At 61.1% G+C, this 13595-nt stretch carries 11 protein-coding genes and 1 pseudogene; 5 read left to right on the plus strand and 7 right to left on the minus strand.

Annotated elements, in window-relative coordinates; translation table 11 throughout:
* Nucleotides 1-374: 374 nt before the first annotated feature.
* Both ACZ2G3_RS19985 and ACZ2G3_RS19990 read right to left on the minus strand, forming a co-directional pair.
* A pseudogene (locus ACZ2G3_RS19985) lies at nt 375-632 on the minus strand (transposase); the annotation flags it as partial.
* A gap of 207 nt (nt 633-839) precedes the next feature.
* Nucleotides 840-1583, minus strand: coding sequence for a haloacid dehalogenase type II (locus ACZ2G3_RS19990; protein ID WP_470400210.1), 744 nt, complete (start codon nt 1581-1583; stop codon nt 840-842).
* Between the two features lie 306 nt (nt 1584-1889).
* Here ACZ2G3_RS19990 and ACZ2G3_RS19995 point away from each other — a divergent pair, with 306 nt between their 5' ends.
* Nucleotides 1890-2141, plus strand: coding sequence for a hypothetical protein (locus ACZ2G3_RS19995; protein WP_470400211.1), 252 nt, complete (start codon nt 1890-1892; stop codon nt 2139-2141).
* A 155-nt stretch (nt 2142-2296) separates the two neighbouring features.
* Here the strand turns inward: ACZ2G3_RS19995 and ACZ2G3_RS20000 are convergent, their stop codons facing one another.
* Together ACZ2G3_RS20000 and ACZ2G3_RS20005 are read right to left on the minus strand one after the other, a co-directional pair.
* Nucleotides 2297-2644: a hypothetical protein gene (locus tag ACZ2G3_RS20000; protein WP_470400212.1), complete on the minus strand. Its 348-nt coding sequence runs from the start codon at nt 2642-2644 to the stop codon at nt 2297-2299.
* Between the two features lie 220 nt (nt 2645-2864).
* Nucleotides 2865-3092 carry a hypothetical protein gene (locus ACZ2G3_RS20005; protein WP_470400213.1) on the minus strand — a complete coding sequence of 76 codons (228 nt, stop codon included), beginning with the start codon at nt 3090-3092 and terminating at the stop codon, nt 2865-2867.
* Nucleotides 3093-3640: 548 nt separating this feature from the next.
* Between ACZ2G3_RS20005 and ACZ2G3_RS20010 the strand changes: the two genes are divergently transcribed.
* Complete coding sequence (locus ACZ2G3_RS20010; protein ID WP_470400214.1) at nt 3641-4750, plus strand: alkene reductase; 1110 nt, start codon at nt 3641-3643, stop codon at nt 4748-4750.
* Nucleotides 4751-5553: 803 nt separating this feature from the next.
* Nucleotides 5554-7647: a PhoX family protein gene (locus ACZ2G3_RS20015; protein ID WP_470400215.1), complete on the plus strand. Its 2094-nt coding sequence runs from the start codon at nt 5554-5556 to the stop codon at nt 7645-7647.
* Between the two features lie 43 nt (nt 7648-7690).
* Here ACZ2G3_RS20015 and ACZ2G3_RS20020 read toward each other — a convergent pair whose 3' ends face one another.
* Together ACZ2G3_RS20020 and ACZ2G3_RS20025 are read right to left on the minus strand one after the other, a co-directional pair.
* Complete coding sequence (locus ACZ2G3_RS20020; RefSeq protein ID WP_470400216.1) at nt 7691-8680, minus strand: DMT family transporter; 990 nt, start codon at nt 8678-8680, stop codon at nt 7691-7693.
* Between the two features lie 99 nt (nt 8681-8779).
* Nucleotides 8780-10006, minus strand: coding sequence for a serine hydrolase domain-containing protein (locus ACZ2G3_RS20025; RefSeq protein WP_470400217.1), 1227 nt, complete (start codon nt 10004-10006; stop codon nt 8780-8782).
* A 366-nt stretch (nt 10007-10372) separates the two neighbouring features.
* On the opposite strand from ACZ2G3_RS20025, the gene ACZ2G3_RS20030 reads away from it, so the two are divergent.
* The gene (locus tag ACZ2G3_RS20030) at nt 10373-10801 is read left to right on the plus strand and encodes a heme-binding protein (RefSeq protein WP_111298296.1); all 429 of its coding nucleotides are present in this window, start codon (nt 10373-10375) and stop codon (nt 10799-10801) included.
* Between the two features lie 81 nt (nt 10802-10882).
* Here the strand turns inward: ACZ2G3_RS20030 and ACZ2G3_RS20035 are convergent, their stop codons facing one another.
* Entirely contained in the window at nt 10883-11662 is a 780-nt protein-coding gene (locus ACZ2G3_RS20035) for an FCD domain-containing protein (protein WP_470400218.1), read from the minus strand.
* Nucleotides 11663-11887: 225 nt separating this feature from the next.
* Between ACZ2G3_RS20035 and ACZ2G3_RS20040 the strand changes: the two genes are divergently transcribed.
* Complete coding sequence (locus ACZ2G3_RS20040) at nt 11888-13582, plus strand: L-lactate permease (RefSeq protein ID WP_470400219.1); 1695 nt, start codon at nt 11888-11890, stop codon at nt 13580-13582.
* Nucleotides 13583-13595: the final 13 nt, after the last annotated feature.

Below are 13595 nucleotides of genomic sequence, written 5' to 3' on the forward strand. Positions count from 1 at the left end.
GCTAGGCGGCGATCTAGAATAACGCGGCGTTCAGCAAGCAGGGAGTTCCTCTTTCCCTTTCGCCAAGGACGTGGCTGAGAGGGTGGATGAACAACGACAGAGAACTTGCATGCCCCTCCACAAGCTGGACCGCCTCCCCTCTGCCGCTGCCCTTCCGCCAGTGGCCTGCATCGCGGTCGCGAAGTTCCCGGCGCGGCCGATCACCAGTGGGCTTGTCGGCCGTGTTCAGCAATCGCAGGACAGCTGCGCGCGAAAGCTTCACGGAGGAGGAGGTGGCGGGCGCGCTGCTGCCGCGGCCTGAAACGCCTGGCTTCGAGACGCCGGCTGCTATGTTCGAAAGAGCCGTTGCGCTGACCGGTTGAACCCACCGTCGCTTTCTTGAGGATGTCACGCTTCGCCCGGAGCCGGACAACCTCTTTCTTCAGGGCGGCTATCTCGGCCAGATCAGCACCCATTTGCCCGCTCCTGAGAAAGGCCGCAGAAGCAGTTGCGGTCAGCTCCCTCATCCAGCGGCGCAGCACGCTCTCGGACAGATCCAGATCACGGGCGGCCTGTGCCACAGCCACCCCTCGATCCGTCACCATCCTGACGGCTTCGATCTTGAACTCAGGGCTGAACCTCCGTCTCCTCACATCCATTCTCCAGTTCCTTGGTCACGATCTTATCTACGTATCCACAAAACCGGCAGCAGCTCAACCGCGTCAGCAATCGGAGTCAGCTGTCCTCCGACCCTAGCGCTTCTTCTCTTCCCGCCGCAGGCTTCCAGCTTCGGGACAGAAAATCCCTTTGGTCTTCAGGCGCCGGGTGCGGGGGCTGAACAACTGGAGACTGAGGCCTTATCAGATCGGAGGTCGTCGCAAAGCAGCCAGATCGTTGAGCGAAGTCAGCCTGTAATCCGGCTCCATCCCCAAGTGTTCCATCTGCATTCGCAGCAGTTTGAACATGGTCGAGGGGCCCACCACCTCGGCCATGTCGACCTCTGCATTCATTGCGGTCTGGGTGACGCGTTCGATCCAGGCTACCCGGAAGCCAAAATTTCTGGCTGCGCATGCGTCGAATGCGTTCGAAGAAACAAAGATAACGTTCTCCGGCTTTACGTTCAGCCGCTTTTCGACAAGCTCGTAGGCGGCGCCACTTGGCTTGAAGATGCCGCCCTTGTCTATGCTGATCGTGGCATGGAGCTTGCGGTCAAGCCCGGTATTCTCAACCAACCTGTCCAGCATCTCCTGGTCGCCGTTCGACAATATTGCAAGTGGCATTCCTGCCAGTGCGTCAAGAGCAGAGTGGCAGTCGGGGTGGGGGTCGAGGCGTAGATAACTGCCCATGATCTCGGCCCGTATGGCGGCGTCGCTCTGCACTCCCACCGCCTCGAGCGTGTAAGTTAGGGAGTCCTTTGTGATGTCCCAGAAACTTCGGTAGTTGTTCATAAGAGAGTGAAGCCAGGTGTATTCCAGCTGCTTCAGGCGCCAAACCTGGGTGATGAGCTCCCCGTGCCTGGGGAATTTCTCACGAATGACCTGCGATACGGACTGCACGTCGTAGAGTGTCCCATACGCGTCGAATACGTAGGCTTCGGCTGCCATCGAATGGTCTCCCTCAATGGTGTCAGTGTCGGTTGGGCAAGTTACCCTTTAAGAGAAGGAAGCTGATTAGGAAGTGGATGATGGCAGCCTTCGCGGGTCCGGCCGCTCCTCCCTCGAAAAGCCCGCTTCTTCACTTGGAACCTATCTCCTTCAGCGGCCTCCTTCAGCGGCCAGACTGCCACAGCATTCATAATTCCGGTCTAGATGTCTAGAACATGCTGTCCGTAGTTCCACGATTTGGAACAGGCGTGCTGATCTGGTCAGGAGGGCTCTGGCTGTGGGTTGAGGTTATGCTGCCTAGCGCTGATGGACCAAGCGCCGGCGCTGCATGGTTCGCTTCTTGATCTTCTACTTTTCTGCCAGAAGGGCCGGGCCGCGCCCGAAGTCGACGTTCGCCGGCGTGAGGTTGCCGAGGCTCTCGCCATAGCGGTGGTTGGAGTGCTCGACAACGGTTACGATGGCCGCCTCGAGTTCGGCCTGAAGGTCGTGGTTTTCCAGAAGAATGCGGTTTTTGAGCGTCTGGTGCCTGCATCCAATCCCGCCCTGCGTCTGTGGTGATTTGGGGTGCCGCGGACATGGTCCATCCCATTTTCGTCGAGATATTCGGTCAGGTCACCAACGGAAAATGCCGACCTGGGGAGGTCGGCGCCTTTGAAGTGCTGCCCGCGCGGCCGGTCTCGCCCGTACGGGCGCCGGTGCTGGCAGATGGCTTCTTACCGAGAGGCGAGTTGCACCGACGCGCTCTCGGCCGAGATTTCCACGACGTCGGCCAGCCGGGCGAAAGTGTAGACCGTCTGCGAGGCGCCGGGCATGGAGAAATGGACTTCGTCTTTGTCTTCAAGACGCATGACGACACGCTGCGGCTCACCGCCGGTGCGGGCGCGGAAAGTGGCTGTGACCTCATGGGCGCCATCGGGAAGATCAACGCGATAAGCCGTCATATCGAGGGCGCCGGTGTGCAGGCTTCCGGCCTGAAGCGGCGCGGACAGAGAGGTCACTTCCGCGGCCGCGGGAGCTGCAATGGCGAGGGAGAAGATAGCGGAAAGCAAAATCTTTTTCATGGAAGGTATCCTTGCGGAAAAGTTGGTTCTGAACTCGGTACCGGCCAGCCGCAGCACATGGTGCTCTGGAAGCGATCCGCGGAGGGTGCTGCTGACCAAGAGCACGGGGCTGGTGGCCCCGTTGTGGTCCTGCCGATCGGCATTTCGCACTGGTACGGCGTGCGGACGGAAAGCGGTTCCGGCGGAGCCGCGTGACTGTCAGAGCGATAGGCTGGTGAGGTCAGACTGCGGCAGACGCACCTATGATGCGGCGGATCTCGGCATTGCGGCTCAGGCCCTTCGCAGACAGTTCATCGTCCGACATTTCGCTGAGACGGGTCAGAGCGCGCACTTGCAAACTGGACTCTGCGAGCATGATCATGAAGCGGCCGACAGCACGGAAGGGAGCCAGCAGGGTCGCGGCGGAAAGGCCGGTGGATGCATGGTGGTTAGATGCGATGGTTGCCATGTGGATATTCCTTGCGGGTTGAGGTGGGTTTCCTTCCCTGCACCCAAGATTGGCCGTCCGCGCGCTGGCGACAACCGCCGATGCTGCATAGCAGCATTGTGCTCTCTTCACTCGCAAAGCGAAAAGATGGCCGTTTCGCTATGTGTCGTCACCATCATTGCTCTTCAGATGATCCGGCCGGGTCTCCGATGGCGGCCGCCCGGCTTTGCAACAATGACGCCTTCAACCGGGTTTACCGGAGAGCTCGGCGGCAAGTGGCAGAAACCTGGTTCTGTGTGAAGGCGCTTCTCAGGACGTTGGCTGAGCATGCAGGCGCAGCGTCAGGTTCAGGCTCTTATGGATCTTAATGATATTCGCAGTTGGGGCACTCAAACTTGTGTTGGTCACGGTGAAGGTGAAAAGGGGTGTCGAGCGAGAGGTGATCGGGGTTTGTTCCTGCGGTTCCGCGCATCCGTCGGCACTTACGCACAGACTATGTGGAATGCCGACAGTTGAAGCATGCGTCACAGAACATAGGTCAGCAGTTGGTAACGCGATGGAGAAAACAAATGACCGAACGGTCCAGGCTATTCGAACCCGTCAAACTTGGTGATCTCGAGCTTCCCAACCGGGTCCTGATGGCGCCCCTGACGCGCAACCGTGCCCTTGACGATGGGACTCCAGCCAGGATGGCCGAAACCTATTACAGTCAGCGCGCGGCCGCCGGTCTGATCGTTACGGAGGCGACCCAGATCTCGGCCATGGGGAAGGGCTACATCAAGACGCCGGGGATCTATGACGGTAAGCATGTGGCTGCCTGGAGGAACATCACGGATGCGGTTCATGCCGCCGGCGGCCGTATCTTTGTACAGCTCTGGCATGTCGGCCGCATCAGCCACACATCCCTTCTCCCCGAAGGCCGGAACCCAGTATCCTCGACCGACAAGGCGGCGGATGCATCTACCTATACCGAGAACGGCTTTGAGCCAGTGTCCAAACCCGACGCGCTGACGGAGGAAGGTATCCGGGAAACTATCGCGGACTACGTCACGGCAGCGAAAGCGGCCAAGGAGGCAGGCTTCGACGGGATCGAGGTGCATGCCGCCAACGGATACCTGCTTGAGCAATTTCTGATGGACGGCGTGAACGATCGCACAGACGCCTATGGCGGGTCGGTCGAGAACCGGATGCGCATCCTCGAAGAAGTGCTGGACGCCGTGTCCGAAGTCTGGCCTGCGAACCGCATCGGGGTGCGCCTTTCACCGCTCGGGCAGTTCAATGGCGTTTCCGACAGCGACCCTGCGACGAACTATGGCTATGTTGTGGAGCGACTCGACAAGCGCGGGCTTGGTTACCTGCACATGGTCGAGCAGGCTCCGGGAGCCGAAACGGACGCCACTCAGGCGGACATCATGAAGCGGCTGCGGGCGAAGTGGAGCGGCTTCCACATCGTCAATGGTGGCTATGACGGGGACACTGCAGCGAAGGCCGTGGCGGAGGGGCATGCGGACGCGGTGGCTTTCGGGCGGCCCTTCATTGCCAACCCCGACCTGCCGCAGAGACTTCGCTCGAACGCGCCGTTGAACGAAGGCGACGGCAGCACTTACTATGGGGGCGGCGCCGAAGGCTACATCGACTACCCGTTCCTCGAGAGCGGTGTCCCTGAAAACGTCGCCTGATGGCTACTCTTACGATGACAAGATGATGAAGAACGCCCCGCTCGCGCGGGGCGTTCCGGCACCCGATGCACAAGTATCCATGCAATGAAGAAGTCATCTCAGCTATCCTGATCGGCCATCTGAGATCCACTGGGAAGGTTTCTCATGGGCTCATTCCATTCGACCTTCGGCGGCAGCGGGTCGCCTGCGCCGCAATTGCTGGGAACAAGCGCCTAAGCAAGATTCTGACTCATGTCATGGTCCGGCAGAACGCGGATCCGCCAAAGGTCGGACCGCTCGGAAAGCAGCGCAGCCGATATACGCTGATGGGGAGCCCGCGTCGCGGAAAGAACCGGGGTGAAAAGCGTGCCGCGCCCCGCGCAGCTGAAGCGGTCATGGCTCTTATGGTGCCCGCAAAGTTGGCAGAGCAGGCGCGCAGAACGCTAAACCAAATGGCGGCATCTGCAAGTAACAGCAGCGCCGGCCCTAACTCTACGGTCCTGTGGGATGTGGGCGCGTCGGGGTCGGCTCCTCGTTCGGTCGAGAGGTCAGCCACGTTTCTAACACAGGAACAGGCGACATTTTATCTGGTGACAGTATCGGGAAATTCGTGTCGCGCTCCGTCGTCGAGCGGCAAGCCAGCTTGCGCTTGGCCGCGACGTGTCAAGAAGCCATTCTCCTGAGGGAGCCGAGGAAAAGGGAAAGGCTTGCCTGTTGAAGAACTCTGCCTTCCGCCTGTCACCGTTCTGTTGTGGAAAAGCAATGCTAACCAGCTTACGCTCGGACAAGCATGGCAGGCAGAATCTACCGGATGAGGATGGACCATGAACCGTATCTTAGACCCAAGGCGGCATTATTCCAGCCCGGAAGACATGGGCGACGATGGAGTGAACACGACACTGAACCCGACAATGGGCGAGGTCATCGCAGCCCGGTACTCGCGGCGCGGGATGCTCAAAGGCGCGCTGGCGGTGACAGCCATTTCAGGGACGGTAAGCCCGATGGCGCTGTTGGCCGGACGAGCCGAGGCGACGGAAGCAAAGCCGATCTTCAACTTTAAAGAAGTCGTTGCCGGCGTCGACGAGACGCATCATGTGGCGGAGGGCTACGATGCCAATGTTCTGCTCCGTTGGGGTGATCCGCTTTTTCCCGACGCTCCCGATTTCGATCCGCAAAACCAGAGCGCGGACGCACAAGCGCGGCAGTTCGGTTACAACAACGACTTCATCGGCCTGGTGCCGACACCAAATGGCGACGACATTTCTCAGCGTGCTCTTCTTGTGGTGAATCACGAGTACACCACCGAGGAGTTGATGTTCCCAGGTCTGCGCGAGCAGGGGAAGGCCGGGTTCGAAGGCATGACGCAGCAGCTGGTCGACATCGAGTTGATGGCGCATGGCGGATCGATTGCCGAAATCCGCAAGAACAACGGTCGTTGGGAGGTGGTGCGGGATTCCCAGTACAACCGCAGGATCACGGCAGAAACCGAGATGGAGATTACCGGCCCTGCGGCGGGTCATGACCTGCTGAAGACCAGCGCTGATCCTGAAGGACGGCGCGTCTTGGGCATGCTGAACAATTGTGCGGGCGGCGTCACCCCTTGGGGCACCTGGCTTTCTGCCGAGGAGAACTTCAACGGCTATTTTGGCGTCAATGTGCCCGAAGATGGGCTGCCGGTTGTTGAGGCTCAATATGACGACCCTCAGGCCCAGACTAAGGCGCAAGACGAGCGGGAAGCGGCTTACCTTGCTCGGCGCAACGAGATCCTCGGCGGGCTCGACAACCTCGACCTTATGGAGCGCTATGGCGTCCCCGGCGCCTGGTATGCCTGGAACCGCTTCTACGACCGCTTCGAGGTCGCGAAGGAACCGAATGAGCCGAACCGCTTCGGATGGGTGGTCGAGATCGACCCGACGGACCCCAATTCGGTGCCGAAGAAGCGAACCGCCCTTGGCCGCATGAAGCATGAGGGCGCTGAGAACGTCGTTAACGGCGACGGCCGCCTTGTCGTCTACATGGGCGACGACGAGCGGTTCGACTATGTCTACAAGTTCGTAACGGCGGGCGCCTACGATCCCGATGACCGTGCCGCCAATATGGACCTGCTGGACGAGGGGACGCTTTATGTTGCCAAATACAATGTTGACGGCACCGGCGAGTGGCTGCCGCTTGTTCATGGCCAAGGGCCTCTGACCGAGGAAAACGGGTTCCGTGACCAAGCCGAGGTTCTGATCAAGACGCGGCTGGCGGCTGACGCTCTTGGTGCTACCAAAATGGATCGCCCGGAGGACATCGCGCCGGGTCCGGATGGGCAGATCTACGTGATGCTGACCAACAACACCCGTCGCGCCGCCGAAGACGTAAATGCCGCCAACCCGCGGCCCGAGAATGCATTCGGCCATATCGTGTCGATGATCGCGCCGGAGGGCGACCATGCGGCCGAGACGTTCAACTGGACGATCCTCGTCAAATGTGGAGACCCATCGATCGCAGAAGTCGGCGCCACGTTCAGCCCGGACACGACGGAGAATGGCTGGTTCGGCATGCCGGACAACTGTGTCATCGACGCACAGGGGCGGCTCTGGATATCTACGGACGGAAACAGCGCCGAGGAAACAGGACGGGCCGACGGCTTGTGGGGTATCACGACCGATGGGGAAGGCCTTGCCACCTCCGCGCACTTCTTCCGCTGCCCCGTGGGCGCAGAGCTCTGTGGGCCGTTCTTTACGCCGGACACGGAGTCGCTGTTCGTCGGCGTGCAACACCCTGCGGAGGGCGGCGAGGATTGGCCTGAATTTGCACGCGTCTCGACGTTCGACGATCCTTCGACGCGCTGGCCGGATTTTCAGGACGGAGTGCCGCCACGGCCGGCGGTGGTGGTGATCACGAAGGCAGGCGGCGGCAAGATCGCGGTTTGATAGCTTGACGAGTTGCGGGCACTTTCAAATGCCTGCAACTCCCTCACTTGCAGGCTACGTGCGCCTCCGGCTTGGCAGCGGCCTGCACCTTGCAGCTCATGGCCTTTGGACTGATGGCATCCGTGGGGCGTCTAAAGCATTGCAACCTCCGGCCGCCTTTTTTTTGCCCGCGCCACAGGATGAAGAGGCCGGACATCACGATCAGCCCCGACCCCACGAGCATGCCGATGGTAAGCGTCTCACCGAACAAGAGGATGCCCAGGGCGGCACCGAACAGAAGCCGGGTGTAGCGGAACGGGGTGACGGCAGACACGTCTCCGGTGCGCATCGCCTTCATCAGGCACGAGTAGGCTCCGATACCGACAAGAATGGCGCCTGACAGCAGCAAGGCGGCACGCCGATGGGGAAGCTGGAACGCTTCGCCCTGCCAGAGAGAAAACAGCAGGCCCGCGGCCGCCAGGGCCAGAAAGCCGTAGAGGCCGAGAATTGCCGTGCTCAGGCTCTTGGGGGCGGCACGGCTGGCGAGGTCACGACCTGCAAAGCCCAGCATGCCGACCAGCGCCAAAAGCGAGAGGACCGAAAAACCCTCTGTTCCCGGGCGCAGGATGATGAGCACACCCGCCAGCCCAAGGACGATGGCCGTCCATCGCCTCCAGCCCACGCGCTCACCAAAGATCACCGCGGCAGAGGCCACCACAACCAGAGGCGTTGCCTGCAGGATCACCGTTGCAGTCGAGAGCGGGATCAGCGCAAGAGCAAGGACATAGAACAGCCGCCCGGTGATCTCGAAGAGCACGCGGATTCGCATCGCGGGCGACACAACATCCGGCGTTATCAAGGCGTCTCCCTGACGACGCGCGATAGCCGCAAAAATTGCCGCGCCACCCAGGCCGAAGATGGTCAGGATCTGGCCGACCGGTAGAAGACCAGACAGGGCCTTCACAAGCGCGTCCTCCACGGCGAAGGCAGCCATGGCAGTGATCATCCAGGCGGCGCCGAAGGTGTTCAGACGATGGGCGGGATCGGTCTTCAAGCTCAGGTTCTCTCTCGTGCCGCAAGGCCCATTCACCATCACGAGAGCTATCTCAGCGGTTTTTGTGGGTTGGAAAGCGTTGACCCCAGGGTGGATCCCCTATTGAAGAATAGCCTCCTGAGCTTCACCTGGCGCGGCCTCGGTGACCGCCTGGTAGACGAGCTGCATCAGGTGGCGCCGGTAGTACGCACGGCTCGGACCGGCACGCTGTGACATCAGCACGGCCACCAGATCGTACTCCGGGTCGACCCAGAAATAGGTGCCACCGTAGCCGGCCCACATGAACTGGCCTTCCGCACCGGGGACGCTGGCAATGCCGTCCTGCGCGCGAACCATCACGCCGAGGCCAAACGTGTACCCGGGCGATCCCATCAGGAGCTGACCGGGTCCTGCACCCGGATCGATCTCGCCCAGATGATCGGAGGCCATGAGACGCACCGTGGTCGGGCTCAGGATCCGTTCCCCGTCGAGTTCGCCGCCATTGGCGAGCATCTGCGCGAAGCGCAGGTAGTCACCGGCAGATGAAACGGCCCCCGCGCCACCAGAGTCGTTGGCAGGCCGCTGGCTCACGTCGATGAGCGGCAGCGGCTCTCTGCTTGCCGGATCGGTGGCAAAGGGTTCGGCAAGCCGCAAGGCTGCATTCTCAGGGACATGAAAACCGCTGTCCTCCATCTGGAGGGGTCCGAAGACGCGTTCCTCCAGAAAGTCTCCGAGCCGCTGGCCAGATACGCGTTCGACGACGCGGCCAAGGACATCGGTCGACAGACTGTACTCCCATTGCGTGCCGGGCTGCCGGGCGAGCGGTGCCTGACCTAGGCCTGCTACCTGTTCATCCGGGGAGGCCCCACGCGCATCGAAGGCCAGGCCGTCAGGATTGAAGGCTCCGGCTTCGGCATAAGCTGCCTTGATCGTCTCGTTCTGGGTCAGCTCGCCATAGGCGAGGCCCGAAGTGTGCCGCATCAGGTCCTGGACAGTCATTGGTCGGTCTGCAGGCTCTGCGCCGTCAGCGGCGTCGTCTACGGCGGGGCTGACCTCCAGCCCCTCGAACTCGGGCAGGAACTTGTGCACCGGATCGGAGAGCTGCAGCTTGCCTTCCTCCATGAGGATCAGCGCGGCTACGGTGGTCAGCGGCTTGGTCATCGAGTAGATGCGGAAGATCGCGTCATCGGCCATCGCGGTGTCGGCCTCCGGGGCGAGTTCGCCGACGGCCGTCGAATAGACGAGCTGGCCGTCGCGGGCCACCATGATCACCGCGCCCGGAAGCTCGCCGCGGTCGACCTCGGCCTCAAAAGCCGCTTCGATCCGATCCAGGCGTTCGGGGGACATGCCAACTGCATCCGGCTCGGCGGTCGGAAGGGCTTGTGCACATACCCCCGCAGCTGAGAGCGCTGCAGCGCTCCAGATCGCGAGGCCCATTATCGGTTTCATGCGATTTCCTCCCCTGTTCGGCGCTCTCCATTGGTTCTGGATGGTCCGGCAGCGAGCTTGAGGTAGTGCAGCCGGAAGTCTCCCGCGCGCCCCTCATCAGGCTAGCGGCCGCACCAAAAGCGGTCAAGCACGGGAAGTGGCGGGGCAGGCGTTCGATCTCTCAGCCTGTAAGCAGACGGTGTTGTGACGTTGGAACCCTCCGGCTAAAGGAGACCGCTGCTGCACACCTCGCGTGCGCGGCGAAGGCATCCCGAGGAGAATGAGATGAAGACTGTGACCCGCATTGACCTGAACGACGCTCGCAAGCTGATCGTCGGTGCCGCGGCTCATGCCGACCAAATTGGTGTTCCAATGTGCATTGCCATCACCGACGAAAGTGGCCAGCTCGTCGCCTTTGAGCGAATGGAGGGCGGCAAAGTGACCTCGACGACCATTGCGATCGACAAGGCGTTCACGGCTGCCGCTGCCAAAAAGGCAACCCACGAGTACGGTGCCTCCAGCCAACCCGGTGCTGCGGCCTATGGTATCAACTCGGCCATTGGTGGACGGCTAATGGTCGTGGGCGGTGGCCTGCCGATCCTCTGGGAGGGTCAGGTGGTCGGAGGCGTTGGCGTTTCCTCTGGAACGCCCGCACAGGACCAGGCCGTTGCTCAGGCCGGGATCGATGCTTGGCTTGCGGAGCAGAATAACTAAGCGGCTGGCTCCGGGCGGTGCTCTTTGCGAGCGCCGCCTGCGGTAGAAGCCTCACTGCCCCGCATTGAGCGAGCGCTTAGATCAGCCCCTTGTGGCGCTCAGGCCGCCGCTGCCGATCCGGCGCAAGGCGATGTCCAGATTGGCCTCAGCCTCACGGATCTCTCGGGTGGCGCGGCGCAGATAGCTCAGGTGCTCATGGGCGGCAGATTGGGCGTCAGCCGGGCGTCTTTCAATGATTGCATGTGCGATGTCGAGGTGCTGGTCGCGCAGCAAGTCCCGTACATCGGGAACTGTGAACAGGCGCTGACGATTGTGCAGAACATCCGTTCGCAGGTTCCCAGACAAGACGCGCATGATCTGAAGCAGCACGAGATTGTGGCTGGCCTCATAGATCGCGAGATGGAGTTCTGCGTCTGCTTCGGCCTCATCGTTCGGGCTATTCGCCTTGTGCGCGGCTTCGATCTTGGCAACGCATGCCTTCATCCGCTGGATTTCCGGCTCGTTCGCGCGTTGAGCTGCCATTGCCGCAGCCGAGCTTTCGACGACGTCGCGGAACTCGAGGTAGTCATCTGCAACCTCGCTATGTTCGGAGAGCAGGGCGATGAGCGGGTCGATGATGCATTCCTTGCCTATCTGTGCCACCTTCACGCCTCGACCTTCCTTGCTTGTCAGGAAACCACGTTCCTCCAATGACTTCAGGGCATTCCGGAGAGTCGGCCGCGAAACGTTGAGCTTTTGGGCAAGTTCCCGTTCCGGCAGGAGCGCTTCACCCGGTCGCAACGATCCTTCAAGGATGCGGCCTTCGATATGCTTCATGACGGCATCAGCAGCTCTCTCGGGCCGATTCAATTTTTCGCTCATGTGGCTCACACTTCATCGTCAGGGTCAAACGATACGGCGCAGGAACACGCCACGCAACGCTGCCAACCCCGAGAGAACAAGCTGTACCACTTGACCAGCCCGGTAAAATTATTTTACCAAAGCAACTGCTTCGTGCGGGAGGACGTGCGCAGCCAAGTCGTATGTGTGGGTCCGCGCGCCTCTCGAGCGTGGCGGCCGGCCCTTTCGCTCAGGAGGAGAGTCCAGTTGTCTACCGGTGTTCTAGCGCTGCTAGCATTCTTACCAATCATAACGGCAGGTATCCTGCTTATCGGCTTCAGAATGCCTGCCAAATACGTGATGCCGTTGACCTATGTTCTGGCGGTCGCCGTAGCACTGACAGCTTGGGGCGTGAGCCCAAACCGCGTTATCGCGTCCACGCTTCAGGGGCTGATGCAAACTGCTGGACTGCTTTGGATCATCTTTGGCGCGTTGCTGCTGCTCAACACGCTGAAGCACTCCGGGGCAATCCTGACGATACGCGCCGGCTTCACGTCAATTAGCGCCGACCGCCGGGTTCAGGTCATCCTGATCGCCTGGTTGTTCGGCTCGTTTATCGAGGGAGCCTCCGGCTTTGGCACCCCGGCAGCGGTGGCTGCGCCTTTGATGGTCGCGATCGGCTTTCCCGCAATGGCGGCGGTCGTCTTCGGCATGATGATCCAGTCGACACCGGTGTCCTTCGGAGCTGTCGGAACGCCGCTGATCGTTGGCGTGCAGACAGGTCTCGATCAAGCCGTAATCACGGAAGATCTGGTGGCGGGCGGCTCGAACTGGGAAGCGTTCTTCCATATCATCACGTCGGAGGTTGCAATCCTGCATGCGATATGCGGGACGCTGCTGCCGCTCCTGCTGGTGATGGTGATGACGCGGTTCTTTGGACGGAACAGGTCCTGGAGCGAAGGGCTTGCGGCCGCGCCATTCGCGCTTGCTGCAGCCTTTGCGATGACAGTCCCATACGTCCTGTCAGCCCTGTTCCTGGGGGCTGAGTTCCCTTCGCTGATAGGGGGTCTTGTAGGCCTCGGCATCATGACCTTTGCCGCAAAGAAGCGGATCCTCGTTCCGCGAGGCACATGGGATTTTCCGCCGGTGTCCGAATGGTCCCAGGACTGGTTCGGCCAGCTCGACATCAAGTTGGACAATCTGGCCAAGCGGCAGATCCCGCTGGCTTTGGCGTGGGCGCCTTATGTGATCCTGGCACTCGTGCTTGTCCTCAGCCGCACAGTTCCCGCTTTCGGTGATGCTCTGAAGTCAGCGAACATCGTCTTTGCCGGCATCCTGGGCGAAACCGGCATCAACGGGGATTTCTCGCTGCTCTACTCGCCTGGCGGCATTCTGGTCGTAATTTGCCTCCTGACGGTGCTGATGCACCGCATGTCCTTCACCGGCCTTCGAAAAGCAGTGGGGGAGAGCAGCAACACCATCCTCGGAGCAGGCTTTGTGCTGATCTTCACGGTGCCGATGGTGCGGGTGATGATCAACTCAGGTGTCAATGCCAACGATCTTCAAAGCATGCCGGTGCTGGTGGCGAACTGGGTGTCGATTCAGGTAGGTTCGGTTTATCCGTTTTTCGCACCTGCCGTGGGGGCACTGGGCGCGTTCCTTGCCGGATCCAACACCGTCAGCAACCTGATGCTCAGCCAGTTCCAGTTCTCTGTGGCCCAAGGGCTTGGGCTGTCTTCGGCTCTCATGGTAGCAGGACAATCGGTGGGCGCCGCCGCCGGCAACATGATCGCCATCCACAACGTGGTGGCTGCCTCGGCAACCGTCGGCCTTCTGGGTCGGGAGGGCGCCGTCCTGCGTATCACCATTCTGCCAACCCTCTACTATCTGGTTGTCACGGGGCTTCTGCTCTGCGTCGGCTTCTATGTTTTCGGCATCATCGATCCCCTGCTCGCCCCCTGATCATCTCGGCGAG

The organism is Paracoccus sp. KKT209 (assembly GCF_055635455.1).